We start from the raw sequence: 15,158 nt of genomic DNA, 5'->3' as shown, positions 1-15,158 counted from the left end.
AATATCTGCTAAATTTGCGCGCAGATACTATGAGTTTACAAAAAAAAAAAAAAATCAAGGTTGAAAAACAGGCTAATTTGTTTATTTTTATGGAAAAATATCTTATTTTTTCATATACGTGTTATTGATAAAAAAAATGCCAACATTAAAAATGTTGGCTTCACCATTTTATTATCTTTATTTATTCTCAAAGTAAAATGTGCCAAGCAATAAATCTTGACGCATTTTACTTTGAAGATTTAGGGATGTTTTTGATTTAAAATTCACTTATTAACTGCGCTAATTTTTAAAATAATCTTTAACAGCTTCAATAAACAAATCATTTTCCTCATCTCTTCTTACAGCTACTCTGATAAATTGTTTATTAGCTAGATTAATTTTAGTTGTGAGATCTTTAATGAAAATATTTTTTTCTAGCATATGAATACATAAATCTTTAGAATTACCTTTTAGAACTTCGATCATTAAATAATTTGCTTCACTAGGTATAATTCTAAATTCTTTAATTTCTTGAAGCTTTTCAATAAAGATTGTTCTTGATTTTTTTATTAATTCTAATGCAATTAAATAGTCTTTTTTATATTTTTCAAATATTTGTAAATAGTATTCGCCAAAAGAGTTTATATTTCAAATTGATACTGATTTTTTGATATTACTAATAAGATTTTCATCAGCGCTGCATAAAAATCCTAACCTGCAACCCGGAATTCCGTATGATTTAGAAATAGATTTTATAACTATAAGTTTTTCATATAAATCAAGTATGTTATCGTCAACAAAACTATTATTTTGCTCTTGAGCAAAATCCGAAAAACTTTCGTCATATATTAATGTAATATCTTTTTGTTTAGCTCAATTCACTAATTTAATAACACCATTTTTAGAAATATAATTACCAGATGGATTATCAGCGTTAATTAATATTAATGCTTTAATATTTTTATCATCAAAAAAACTAATTAAGTCATCTACCGTATATGAGAAGTTATCATTATTTGGGTTAAAAATTACACTTTTTAAATTTGGATATCTATTTGGATATTCTTCAAAAGTAGGTCTTATAAAACCAATTTTACCATCCATATTTTCCATTATAGATTTAATTAATTCTGCTGCACCATTACCCACTACTATTCTTTCTTTTTTGATTCCATAAATTTTTGCACATAAGTTAGAATTAACTTCTAAGCCAGATGGGTATTGTTCCATTAAAGTTTTAAAATTATACTTTAATTCTTCCACCATTTTTTTAGGCGGGAAATATGGGTTAACCAAGTAGCAAAAATCTAGTAATTTTGGATATCTTCAATATCCTCCATATCGATTTTGGAACTTTATTAATTTTTGTTCTCCTGTTGCAAAAATAGATTCAGCTATATTTAAGTCAGCTTCATCATCGATTTCATATCAGTTGCAATTATTGGGTGTAATTTTTGCATACAAATCGTGATTGTTAAGTTGAATTATTAGTTTTAATACATCTTCATAATAATCATTTTTTCCTTTTGCGCTAATTAATGCTTCTAAAAAAGGAAAATAGGTTGAAGATGAGAATTCTTTTGAAAATTTATAAATATTAACGGTTTTATAATATTGATCTACTTGGCTATAATCAAATTCTTTGCTTGAAACAAAATTAATTATTTTTTTGTTTTCATCTATTTTTAAGCAACTTCCATCCATTCAACTTTCATATTTTGAAACTAACGCCAAGTTTTTTTCTTTATCATTAATTAGTTGATCAATAATTTGCTCATCGAATATTAAATCAGACTCTATTATTAAGGTATCTTCATTAATCATCTCATTTTTTGCTAAAAACATTGAATAAATATTGTTTGTTGAGTCAAAATCATCGTTATTTATAAATTTTAATTTGGTTTTTAAGTCTAACGAGTTAATGTAATTTTTTAATAAATCACTTTTATACCCCGTTAAAACTATTATTTGGCTAAGCGACTTTTTATCTAAAATATCTAATGCCTTTTTTATTAAAGTAGTGTCATTCACCTCAACCATACATTTGGGTTTATCTTTAGTTATTTTTTTTAAACGAGTGCCTTTCCCGGCTGCTAAAATTAACGCTTGCATTTTATTTTCCCTTTCTAACAATATTTTTTTAATATTAAAAATGATGGAAATTTTGGCTCAAAACAGGTTGCTTTAGGAGGCAGAATACAATTATTATTTGATATTTCAATAAATTCATCAGCACTCACAGGGAAAAGTTCAAAAAGAACATCATTTTTTGATAAATTTCTTTTCCTTGTTTCTAAATCACTTTGAAAAACTGTTTCACATTTACTAAAATCTAAAATTCTAAAAGCTGTTGATATTATTTGAGTATTAAGTCGATAAATGTCATTATTTCAAAATAAATCTTCATACATATCTTTAAGTTTCACAACAAAAGATTCATTTTGATAAGTTACATTAACTTTACCTTTGGATAAATTTGTATCATTTGATATTTCGAACATTTTATCAATAAAGCTTTTAGCTTTTTCAAATGTTGAAGCATCAATATTATTTAATACTCGATGAATTGGTAATATATCAACTTGCGATAAACTCATTAATGATGCCAACATAGTTTTCTTATTTTTTGACATTGATGTAGCATACAATCTGTGGTGTCCATCAGCAATGAACATAGATTTAATTTGTTTATATTTATTTAATAAAAGCTTAGCTTTCTGACCAGTATATTGAAATAATTTTATATTGCCAAAATCATAAAATTTATTATATTTAACTTCTTGCGTAAATTGTTTAAGATCTATTTCTTCTTTATGAACAATAAAAACCGGCGCTGTTTCAGTATTATAAATTTGATAATTAGCAATCATTCCTTGGACAATATCAGGTAAAACCAATTCATGGCACTTAATATTTCCCTTCTTGTATTCTGAAATGTCTAAGTCAGCAACAACACCATATTTACCATTATATGAATATACATAAACGCTTTCGTTATTGTTTTCTATTTTTTCTTGATTTAGTTTGTTTTTTGTTGCGGTAGATAAAAATTTTGTTTTTTCGTCAAAATTTATTTTTTCATTATGTATATTTGCCAAGTTTAAAAAATCGGGGCTATAAATGTGTTTTGAAATATTAACATAACTAAATTTAATAGGTAATAATTTCATGCCAACTCCAATTTTCAAATAAAATGTTGCAAAAAGCAACGGTCATTTTTATGATTAAAATTTTAGCAAATTTATAAATATATTATCAATATATAATAACAATTGGTATATATAAAATTTAATTTTATTTTAATTATTCAATATTAATATCAATATAGATTAATTTTAAATATATAATAATAGTACTTAAATTAATAAATTAGGAGAAAGTGTGGACAAAAATAATTTGAAAATAAGTGTTTTAATTCCATGCCATAATATTGAAAAATTAAGTTATTTTTCATTAAAAAGCGTTGTAAAAAACAAATATCCTAATTTAGAAATAATTGTTTTGAATGATTATTCCACAGATAACACTTTAAAAATTTTGCACGATTGAGCTCAAAAAGATAAAAGAATAAAAGTGTATGATTTGCAAGACTATAATCAACACATTGGTGTGGGATTTAATAGAGATTTTTTAATTCAGATGGCTACTGGCGATTATTTTGTTTTTATAGATGATGATGACAAAATGAGTCCAAAGACAATTGAAGAATTTGCTAATTCACTTGATAAAGATTATGATATCGTTTCTTCAAAATTTGTGTATTGTTTTGAAATTGCAAAAAACATAAGAGTTTCGCTTCCTAATTTTCCCTATTTTAAAAATTATGATGTTGATGATCCAAAAGATTTTTTCTTACACAATCCTTTATTTGTGTGAGGCAAATTAATTAAAAAAGAATACTATTTAAATATTTGTGAAAAATATAATATTCGCTTTAGTGAGCATGATTATGAAGATATAAGAATGACATATCTTTTGTTTCTGTCTAACCCAAAACACAAATTTTTAAATAAAAAGTTGTTCACTTACCAAATGAGAAAAAATTCATTATCAAGCAGAATTATTGATTGAAAAGAGAAAATTGATAAAGTGTATAATGCATATTCACAAACATTTTTAAACATTTTAAAATTTAAATTATTAGACAATAATTATCAATTAAATGAACTTAAAAATTTATTCATCATATCTATATATTTAACTTACTACGGATTGAATAAAATAATTCAACCTAATCAAAATAGTGAATTTATTGATTATTGTGCCTTTAAAATTAGTGAATTTAAACGAGTTCACAATATAGATGCATTGGCAAAAAACAAGTTAGCAGGCATTTCAAAAGTCGTCTACAATTTAGCAATAAAAAAATATGAGTTATAAATTTAATTCATATTTTTTTATTGCTAAATTTAATTATTTAGTTATTTTTGATTGACAAAATATGACACTATCATTAAACAAGATGTGCAATATATTTTCATATTTAAAGTTATATAGACTGCAAAGCCGGTTATAGTTTTGCATATAAAAATGTGTGGTAGTATAATTTCTTTAAATTAATTTACTAATTAAATTAGTAAAAGAGGTGCATATGCATAAGTTAAACAAAATTTTACTATCACTATTCTCACCAATTGTTGTGGCTAGTTCTATTTATTTAACAAGTTTAGTTGTTGTGAATTCTAATAAAAAGGCAAGCAAATCAAAAACATTAAACACAACTGATATATCTAAACCAGATAAACAAGGTATCGAAATTAATGAAGATGAAATCAAAATTCAAAATTTAATTAAAAAAATAAATGACGATGAAACATTATTAGATGAACAAAAAACTGTGCTAAATAAATCAATTAATAAAATAAATTCACTAAAAAGCAAAAACAATCAAGACTGAGAAACTGAGTTTAAAAATACAGAAGCCAAACTTGAATCTTTTATTAATGAAAATAAACAAAATGCAATAAAATTGAGTGCTAAATTAGAAGAAGATATTGCCAAAAATAGACAAAAAATAAAAGAAACAAATGATTCATTTAACAGTGGTTGGTCAAGTGATTTTGAAGAGTCAAATTTATCTGATGCTGAAAAACAATATATAAATAATTATTATTCAGACAAGCTTCAAAAAATTGAAGAAAAATATAACTTAGTAAAAAACAAAAACATCAATGAAATTAATAAATTAGCAAAAGAATTAGAAAAAGATTATAAAGAAATTGATGAGTATAAAAATGCTTTGGGCAAATATATTGATAATAAATTGATAGGTTTGAAAAACCAATTACCTAATGGTTACTTTGATGAGTTTTTGGAGCCAATCAATAAAGAACACCAAGCGCAAATTGATAGAATTTCTAATTTTGAGAAAATAAATCAAGCACCAACTTATGAAGCTTTAAAACAATTCAATGAAACTATTGACAAAATTAATTCACGACTAGTTGAAAAATATAATGAAGAGTTAGCAAAAGCAAGTAATGATAATTTAAGACGCGCAATTGATGAAACATATCAATTAATAAATAAAATTGCTCCAGACTCAAAACACTATAACTATATAGCTATTTCTGATGATGAGTTATATGGCAAAGATTTACGCAACAGGTCTGGTTTGATTGAAAAATTAAGAGCCATACCATATAACGATAGTGATATTGGTCATCTATATTTTGAAAGCTATAAAATTGCTAAATATTATGAAGTTCTACAAATTCAAAAACAAGTTATTGAAAATAAGAAAAAATACTTTGAATCTGAAAACTATAAGAATGATAAGAAATATAATTCAGTAAAAATTTCTGATCCTAAAATAATTTTTGACTGATTTAAGGATTATCAAAAAATAGTTAATTCAGAAGAATTTAATAATAATTTTAACGATAAGCAAAATGTACTTTGTTTGTTAGTGATCCGAAAAAATGGTAAAGAAGCCAAAAGTAATGGTTTTGTTGAATATTGAAAACTAAATGATATAAATATTTTTAAAGATGAAAATTGAAATGAACTTGATCGCATCACAACACTTAGTGAAACAAATATTCCTTTAAGATATAAAGAAGACAGATTTACTCATTACAGCAATGCTAAAATTCGTTTTGAATATGGCAACACTAATTATAATAGGGGTATATTAACTAGATACGACGATAATAAAAAGATATTAGATCAATATTATTTAATGGATGTTTATACACCACAGCATTCTTGAGCAGAATTAATAACAAAATATAATGATCCGTTATTTAAAGATGATAAATACTTATTACTAAATCCAAATGCATCCAAAGAGCAACAATTTAAAAAAGACATATTTAATATAAGTTGAGAAGAATTTAATAAACACCAAACAAAAGATTATTTGGAACAAATGTGATCTTTTACTCATGAATATACATTTTCTATTAGCGAGTATCTTAAATCTATTGTTGATGAAAAAATTAAAGAAATATCTGATAAAAATCTGCAAAACTTCATTGAAAAATATTGAAAACCAAAATCTGACGAATTATATAAAAATCATATTAAAATAAAAGAAGACAAACCAGTATCAATGCCTTTTGAAATGCAGAAATTTAATAAATTTAAAGAAGAATTTCAATCGTGATTTGAGTATGCAAATACTAGTGAAATATTCAAGGAATTTGCTGTATTGTACACCGAGTTTTCAAATTTAATAAGTTCGGCATCTCAACAAAACGAAAGCCACAAACAAATCCTTGATAAGTATCAAAAACTAGAAATAAAATTACAAACTTTAATAGAAAATAAAAATAATAGCGATAACGAATATCAGTTATTAACATCAGAACTTAAAACATTAATTTCAGAAGCTAAAAATCATTCAAATAATAATAGTTAAATTACTAAACTTTTAGTTAATTAAAACAAGTACAGGCATTAGGCTTGTACTTGTTGTTTTAATTATGTGATGCTTACCACTTTATAATCAGAAGCTAAAACATTTTTTTCGGGTTTAACTCTAATTTCGTAATCACCTTTTGGTAGATTTTTTAATTTTAAACCATTTATGTTTGCTCAATCATTGCTGCCTTTAATGCGATATTGCATTGTTTGGTCAACACCAATCATTTCATTATTGTGTACTTTAACAACAAAATCAATGTCTTTATGTTTTTTAAGACGAATGAATTGAATATCAGACGCTTCTTTATCTGCAGTTGCTTTTCTTCTAATTAAAATTTCTTTTGTTCCTACTTGTTCTAGTAAAACACTATCTGATTCAATGTCTTTTCATTTAGTTCCATAAATACGATACTGCATTGTCTTATCAACATTTTTTAGTATTCCAGAATCACTGTTGTAGGTTTCAACATATGCTTCGGGCTTAGTGTGTTTTTGCACAATAAATTTAAATTTATCTTGATTAAGTGTAAATTTATAGCCATCTTTGAACACTTTTATTGATACTTCACACTCGCCAGTATTATCAAAATTTATTAAATTAACTATATATGAGTTGTTTTGTTTTGCAATATCTTTGATAAATGCTCCTTTTACATCGACGTTCTCAATTGATAATTCAGTGTTATTAGGAACATCTATTTTGATAGATTTATTATTTGCCTCAGCAGAAAGTGTTAAATTTAGATTTTGTTTATTTTTGGCTGAAATAGGATCTCAAGATTCATATGAATATTTTCTCATATTCATATATTCACTGGAATAAGGGCCACCTTTTAAGGATTCATGTTCATCAATGCTTTTAGCTACAAGGTCGGTAAGTTTTTTAGAATTATTAAATGATAAGTCAGTTTGTAAAACTATACCTTTAGCATCGGGTTTTTGTAATTTGGTCAATTCAATAACTTTTTCTGCTTGTTTAAGATCGCTTACATAATTTTCGATTTGTGAAAAACGGTATTTTTTACCCATAAGATTTTCATCTGGTTTAGTAAAATCTCGATTTTGACCAAAATCATCATTGCTAATTAAAAAGTAATAGTAGTTATTATCACCAAGTTTATTTCTATTGATTCCTCAAGTTGCATCGACATGGTATCATCCATCATCTAATTCAACTAAGTTTCAAATATGTTTATCGTCCGCATAATTAGGATCACTTACTTTACCTTGGATTGTTGAACAAGGAACTCCAAGAATATCCATAAACATTTTGAATGCTAATGTGTAACCTGTACATACTGTTCGCTTTTCTATGATTGCTGAATATGCAGTTTGATCAACTCTATCTCCTCTTTCTTCATAAGCAATGTTTTTAGTTATTCAATCATATGCTTTAAGAGCTTTTTGATAGTTTGATAAATTGTGTCAATGTTGTGAAACTTCAATAGCTTCTTGTCTTGCTTGTTCTTCTTGAACATCATAAATTGCATGTGTTGTATTTAAGACCATGATGTCTCTGCGGAATAAATAACCTTTATATTCGGCTCATATTTCTGCATGTTTATTTTCGCCATTATGCTCTTTTGCGGTTACTGTTCCGTCTGGATCTAATTTCACTAATGCATCTTGAGGGCTTTGACCGGCTTTATAAACTTCGTCATGCGGATAATGAGTTCTTAAGAACCATTTTACGCCTGATACAGGTTGTTGGTTCTTATCAAGAAGTTCAAGTTTTACTTTGTTATCAGTAGTTGATTTTGAGTTTAATGCTTTGTCAACATTTGTAATTTTATAATCAATGTGTGAGTAAAAATTATGAGCAGTGTCTTTGGTGCTTAAAATCATTTTTTTGATTTTGGCATCATCATAATGTTTTTCAACGAAAGGTTCATTATGTGAGAATGAACTTAAATCATAATTGTTTTTAAATTGTTTTAAATCCTTGATTTTATCCAAGTTGAATTTCGATTTTACATTTATTTTAATTGTTTTACCTGTTGCTTCATTAGTTGATAAATCTGTAAATGAATTTTGCACAAATATTGGCAATTCAACATCAAAATATATATAGCCAGTTTTGCTGCCCGAGTTATTATTTATTTCTAAGCGCACGTTTTTGAAAACATCATTAAAGCGTGTATAAAAAGGATATAAGCCAAATTGTTGTTTTAAACCAGCGAAAGAGTTGATTTTTGCACTTCCATTTGTGAAACGATAAGTATTTAATTGATTATCTATAATACCCACATTAGTAATTTTTGATAAGTCTTTTACTAGTTTTTGATATTTAAATTCATTCAATTTACTTATTAAATAAATTGACTGATTTAAGTTATTTTGATTTTCTGAAATTACTTTTTTAATGTTACTATTTTCATTAACCAATTTTTCCAAATCACTTGGTAAAACACTGAAATTAATAACGTTATTATCAGTGTTATTTAGATCAATTTTTCTTAAGCCATCAAATTGATATTCAGCGGTTAATTCAGGTTCGCCTTGCGGACCGTTTTCAGTATTTGAAATTTGGATTTTTATGCCAAGAGTTCCTTCAATATCATTGAATTTTGTTGCTACTACTTTTGTTTTATATTTATCTTTAAATTTTTCATTATATTCAAAAAAAGCTTCTTTAAGTGAAATATTTAGTGGTGCAACTTGATCATGAAATAAATTACTATTTTTATTTTGAAGTTGTTCAAAATTAATTATATATTTACTACCATTTGCGCTTTCTTGATTTTGGTTATATTTGTTTGGGTCTTCAGCATGTAATAACATGTGAGCAATTAATGATGGGTATAAGCCTTTTACTGATGCTGGTAGAGTGCTTTTTGGTATAAGATATTCATTTTTATAATTTTTTGGCAAATTATTCTTGTGCGAATAAAATCCATTCAAGTTAAAGTAAAGCACTTTGCTTTGATTTTTATATGAAAATTTAACACCAATATTTGTAATTATTCCATTATTATTGTCGATGTTTGGAATATTATTTTGAGCATATTCTATGTTGTATTTTGACTTAATGTTGTGATTTAAACCTAATAAAAGGATAAGGTCATTAATTTTATTTTTTAATGCTATTCATGAGCTATTTGCATCTTGATTTTTATAAAGAGGAATAGAAATTGCTACATCTTTTTCAATAGAATTTAATTCATTAAGTTCATCTGAACTTTGTGGATCTGCATCTTTTTTAATATCTATTGATCCATTTGAACCATTATTTTTATCTTTTTTATCTTTTCTTATATTTCCAACACCGATATTTAAAGTTATATTTTGGGTATTTTCATGTTTTTTTGGTTCTTTTTTAGTTTGTTGTTGAACACAAGAAGTAGAAAATAGAACCAAAGAACACAGCGCTGGTAATAACAATCTTATTTTTTTCATAATCCAATTATTGCACTAAAATAAAATGAACAAAAAATTTATTTCAATTATTATTAAAATTATAAATTTTAAATACTATAACTATAATTGTTTTTGACCACTAATTTAGAATCAAAATGTTAGCGCTTTTAATGCGCTAACATTCCTAAAAAGTAAGTTCAAGTGCAACATTTGCACCTAAACTTACAATCGAGTAATATCCCAAAAAGATATTTTTAGCGTGTTTTAGGTAGAAATAGATTCTTTTAAAGTTACACCTAGTTTATCAACAGCTGCTATTAGTGCTTTAAAGATAGCATCTGCTTCTTTACCAAAAATGTTATCTCATTCAGAACCTTTAGTTTTTCCACATGAGCCAATTAAGTTAGGGATTTTTGCTAGTTCATCTGCTATTTTTTGACCTTCTTGTTTGAAAATAACATTTTGTAGAATTGCTAATAATACTCCACAAACAACAGAGCCTATTGCCACTGTTAAAATACCGGCGATCAATAATTTTTTATTTGAATTTTTATTTGAACGACGATCAATTGCATATTTAATATTTAATCCAATCCCGATAATGATAAAGATGGTGATAAGTGGTCCTAAAACATAACCTGATAATTTAGATGCTCAAGCCCACTCTTCGATACCTTTAACAAAAATCTGAGCCTTGGCGTGATCAGCTGAAGATGCTGTTAAATTTGTTCACATATATATCCTTTTGTAGTAGCAACTCTAACCGCCACTAAAATTGATAGTGTACTTGCTAATATTTTTTTGTTTTTAACATATTTAATATCCTTAATATTCCATAAATATCTGCTACTACTATTATGAGTTTACAAAAAAAAGAAATTAAAGTCAAAAAAATCGTATTTAAGATCATTTTTATGAAAAAAAGTTTATTTTTCCATAATAGAAATATAGTTAAAACAAGTTTATGGAAAATAAAAACACGCTAATAAATAGCGTGTAAAACATTATTTAGATAATATTATTATTCATATTTTACTTGTATATCTTTTGATGGTTCGCTCAAGACATTATTTGATTTATTATTATCATAATATAAATTAATTAGTTTGTATGTTGTTTGAGGAGATTTTGTTGCTTTATTATAGTAATAATTAGTTGACATAAAAATAATAACCTCATTACCTGATTCTTTAATTAATCCAACATTTTCATCACCAGATGTTCCAACTTTTGCTGCTGGTGTTAATTCATTTTGATAATTATTCCCTAATTGAAATTCCATATTTCATGATTTGGTTCTCATTTTTTCAAAATTTTCTTTAGTTGTTTTAAATCAAAAATTAATATAGCCAGTACTTTTGTCATATTGTTGCTGTACTATAGTTATTTTTTTAATTTCAGCTTCTTTTTCATTTGTTTGTGTGCCACCCGCTGCTGTGTTTCCTGCTTGTGCGCCGCCTTCAGTTCCTGCCCCTTGTGAACCAGTAGTTCCTTTATCACCACCTTCAGTTCCTGCCCCTTGTGAACCAGTAGTTCCAGCATCTGCGCCACCTGCTTTTGGTTTTTTACCATCAGCGTCATTTGGTTTAGCTTCTGTGCCTTCAGTTGGCTTAGTTTCTGAACCACTATTGCCGCCATTAGTACCTGGATTATCACCTTGTATTGGATCCATAGGGTTTGTAGTATCCCCTGGTTTCACCTCTTTATTTGGTTCTGTTTTAGGCGCTTTTACCTCTGCAATTAAATCTCTTTCTTTATCGCCATCTTTAACAACAATTTTTGTAACTATATATGTTTTGCCATCTTTAAGGTTTGAAAAATCAACTGTTCCATCTTCTTTTACTTTTGTTTTGATTGTTTTTGATGAATTATTTTCAGTTAAAGTAACTGTAACATCTTGACCTTTAACAAGTAGTAATTTAGCACTTAATTCTTTTGTTTGATCAGCGCTTAAAGCATATTCAAATTTTGAATCAGTTGCTACTACAACTTGGTTTCCATTTTTAGGGTTATCATTTTGTTTTTTTCTTTTTTGTGTCACAACAACTGCTGCAGTTGTTACACTAGCAACTGCTAAAACTGATAGCGTACTTGCTAATATTATTTTTGTTTTTGCCATATTAAACTCCTTAATATTTAGTAAATATCTGCAATTTCGCGTGCAGATACTATGAGTTTACAAAAAAAAAAAAAAGAAATTAGGGCTGAAAAATGTACAAATTTGATTCATTTTGCGGAAAAAATAAGATTTTTTCCATATTTTACAAACAAATACTTCATAAAAAATATCCCAATATAACCGACACATTAAACTCCTTAATATTTTGTAAATATTTGCAAATTATGAATACAGATACTATGAGTTTTTTATAAAAAATTACCCTTCAAAAAGGGTAAATATGTGTTTTTATGAAAAATACTAGTTTTCGTATTTATCTTAAAAAGCATTAGTTAGAATTTCAACAAAATTAATCATACTTGACTTCAATTTTTCTTGTAACATCCTGTAATAAGTTTTTCTCTGGGTTTTCCTTATCGTACACAGATAGTAATGTTCAATTACCTTCTGGGGCTCCTCCTTGTTTAACAAATTGTCTTTGACTTATCATTTCAAATGTTGTGTGTGTAGAGGTTTTGCTGATGCCGGCCATTTGCACATTTTTGCCACCCCATGTTATTGTTCCAAAGTTGAATACTGTTGGCTGTATTCTATTGGATTCCATCTTGAATTCAAATTGTTTATCTTTTATTTTGTTAAATTCTGAGTTTGTTGTCTCAAAGTGAAATATTAATATACCTTCATTCTTGCTAAATTCTGCTTTTTTAATAGTTCACTTATTTATATGTTTTTCAACATCAGTTTCTTTTTCTTTTTTGTCTGTGTTGCCCTCTTGCGATGAAATTGAACCGGCTTGACCTGATGGTTGATCTTGTTTATTATCACTTGCTTGACCTGCTGCTTGACCTTGATTACCTGCACTTGTTTGGTCTGTTGCTTGACCTTGTTTACCTGCATCTGCGCCACCTGCTTCTGAACCTTTGTCTGCTTCTGTGGCTCCTGTTTCTGTTTTGCCAGCATGTGCATTATCTGCTTGTGCACCACCATCAGTTCCAGAACTTTGTGAACCAGTAGCTCCGGCATCTGTACTGCCCGCTTCTTCACCACCTGTTTCTGGAGCTTTACCTGTTTCTGGACCTTTACCTGCATCTGCACTACCATTAGCACTTGAGTCATCGCCTTGAATTGGTTCTGCAGGATTTGCTGCATTTCCAGGCTTTTTACCATCTCTATTAGTTGGATCGGTTGGTTTTGCAGTGCCGCCTGGTTGTACGTCATTGCCTGGTTTTTCTTTAGGTGCTTTAACCTCTGCAATTAAATCTCTTTCTTTTTCACCATCTTTAACAACAATTTTTGTAACTGTATATGTTTTGCCATCTTTAAGGGTTGAGAAATCTATTGTTCCATCTTCTTTTACTTTTGTTGTAATTATTTTTGATGCATTATTTTCAGTCAAAGTAACTGTAACATCTTGACCTTTAACAAGTAGTAATTTAGCAGTTAATTCTTTTGTTTGATCAGCGTTTAAATCATATTCAAATTTTGTATCAGCTGCTACTACAACTTGGTTTCCATTTTTAGGGCTATCACTTTGTTTTTTTCTTTTTTGTGTCACAACAACTGCTGCAGTTGTTACACTAGCAACTGCTAAAACTGATAGCGTACTTGCTAATATTATTTTTGTTTTTGACATATTAATCTCCTTAATATTTAGTAAATATCTGCAATTTCGCGTGCAGATACAATGAGTTTACAAAAAAAAAAAAAACGAAATCAAGGCTGAAAAATGTGCGAATTTGAGTAATTTTGCGGAAAAATTAGCATTTTTTCCATATTACTGGCATATCAGGGTGAATAATTTAAAAATAAAAGTTAATTTGAACCAGTACAAAAATGTTAAGATCTATTGCATTTATAGTGATTTTTTAAGTTACATTTATTGATAAACACAAATAAAATACACCAATATAACATTGGTGTACTCTATATAAAATAATTAATTATTATTTACTTGGTTTTTTCTCGTATTTAACTGTTATTGGTTGAGCACTTTCTTTTAGTAAGTTCACACTTTGTTTATCGGGTTCATATACCTTAAATAGTACTCAATCACCTGCGGGAGTACCAGTTTCTCCATATTTATCAAATAAACGAGCACTAAACACTTCTAATGTAACATATTTATTATCTCTTGAAACTTCTTTAAATATACCAAGTTCTTGGTTGGATCCATAAGGTTGGAATCAATTTTCTTCGTCTGATATACTTTCTTTTTTTAATTCAAGACCAAATTTAAATTTTTTATCTTTAATTATTGAATAATTTTCAATACTTGTTTTTATTTTTCAAACAAAAATTCCTGCGTCTTTTTCTCATTTAGATTCAACAACTAATCATTTATCTTTTAATTCTTGCTCTTCTCAATATTTAGCTACTGCTTGATCATATTCATTAATTTTGTCAGTTTCTTCATCATAGTGACTTTTGATAGTTTTATTTATTTCTTGCTCTTCTCAATATTTAGCTACTGCTTGATCATATTCGCTAATTATTTGTGTTTCTTTGTCATATTCATTTTTGATTACTTCATTTATTTTTTTGAAATCATCTTTACTTGATGTTTCAGAATTAGTTTGATTGTTTGTTTTGGGATTATTAATTGGTTTTGCAATATTTTGTATTTTAGTTAAAGATTGTGTCTTTTTATTTTCTTTTTCTTTGTTTTTAATTGTTACTACAACTGCTGCTGTTGTAACTCCTCCAACTGCTAAAACAGATAGCGTACTCGCTAATATTATTTTTGTTTTTGACATATTAATCTCCTTAATATTTCATAAATATCTACAAATTTCGCGTGCAGATACTATGAGTTTACAAAAAAAAAAAAAAGAAATCA

The 15,158-nt window shown here is 27.0% G+C and carries 9 protein-coding genes; 2 read left to right on the top strand and 7 right to left on the bottom strand.

Annotated features, from left to right (window positions below; translation table 4 throughout):
- Positions 1-279 precede the first annotated feature (279 nt).
- Positions 280-2,091: an aminotransferase class I/II-fold pyridoxal phosphate-dependent enzyme gene (locus tag MBVG596_RS00045; RefSeq protein WP_096385336.1), complete on the bottom strand. Its 1,812-nt coding sequence runs from the start codon at positions 2,089-2,091 to the stop codon at positions 280-282.
- A 14-nt stretch (positions 2,092-2,105) separates the two neighbouring features.
- Positions 2,106-3,149 carry a DUF1015 family protein gene (locus MBVG596_RS00040; protein ID WP_096385333.1) on the bottom strand — a complete coding sequence of 348 codons (1,044 nt, stop codon included), beginning with the start codon at positions 3,147-3,149 and terminating at the stop codon, positions 2,106-2,108.
- 211 nt (positions 3,150-3,360) lie between these two features.
- Here MBVG596_RS00040 and MBVG596_RS00035 point away from each other — a divergent pair, with 211 nt between their 5' ends.
- Positions 3,361-4,359 (top strand): glycosyltransferase family 2 protein, encoded by a 999-nt coding sequence (locus MBVG596_RS00035; RefSeq protein WP_096385330.1) that lies wholly within the window; start codon positions 3,361-3,363, stop codon positions 4,357-4,359.
- 211 nt (positions 4,360-4,570) lie between these two features.
- The gene (locus tag MBVG596_RS00030) at positions 4,571-6,841 is read left to right on the top strand and encodes a coiled-coil domain-containing protein (RefSeq protein WP_096385327.1); all 2,271 of its coding nucleotides are present in this window, start codon (positions 4,571-4,573) and stop codon (positions 6,839-6,841) included.
- A gap of 62 nt (positions 6,842-6,903) precedes the next feature.
- On the opposite strand, the gene MBVG596_RS03785 is transcribed toward MBVG596_RS00030, so the two are convergent.
- The 5 genes from MBVG596_RS03785 to MBVG596_RS00005 form a co-directional block, all read right to left on the bottom strand.
- On the bottom strand, positions 6,904-10,242 hold the full coding sequence (locus MBVG596_RS03785) for an MAG6410 family transglutaminase-related lipoprotein (RefSeq protein ID WP_197701954.1): 3,339 nt from the start codon (positions 10,240-10,242) through the stop codon (positions 6,904-6,906).
- Between the two features lie 225 nt (positions 10,243-10,467).
- Positions 10,468-10,938 carry a hypothetical protein gene (locus MBVG596_RS00020; protein ID WP_096385324.1) on the bottom strand — a complete coding sequence of 157 codons (471 nt, stop codon included), beginning with the start codon at positions 10,936-10,938 and terminating at the stop codon, positions 10,468-10,470.
- Positions 10,939-11,224: 286 nt separating this feature from the next.
- Complete coding sequence (locus MBVG596_RS00015; RefSeq protein ID WP_096385321.1) at positions 11,225-12,322, bottom strand: hypothetical protein; 1,098 nt, start codon at positions 12,320-12,322, stop codon at positions 11,225-11,227.
- A 349-nt stretch (positions 12,323-12,671) separates the two neighbouring features.
- Entirely contained in the window at positions 12,672-13,955 is a 1,284-nt protein-coding gene (locus MBVG596_RS00010; protein WP_096385318.1) for a hypothetical protein, read from the bottom strand.
- Between the two features lie 310 nt (positions 13,956-14,265).
- The gene (locus MBVG596_RS00005) at positions 14,266-15,075 is read right to left on the bottom strand and encodes a hypothetical protein (protein ID WP_096385315.1); all 810 of its coding nucleotides are present in this window, start codon (positions 15,073-15,075) and stop codon (positions 14,266-14,268) included.
- Positions 15,076-15,158: the final 83 nt, after the last annotated feature.

Source organism: Mycoplasmopsis bovigenitalium, assembly GCF_002356075.1.
Lineage (GTDB): Bacteria > Bacillota_I > Bacilli_A > Mycoplasmatales > Metamycoplasmataceae > Mycoplasmopsis > Mycoplasmopsis bovigenitalium_A.
The sequence above is the reverse complement of the archived record's forward strand: the minus strand, read 5'-3'. Positions and strand labels throughout refer to the sequence as shown.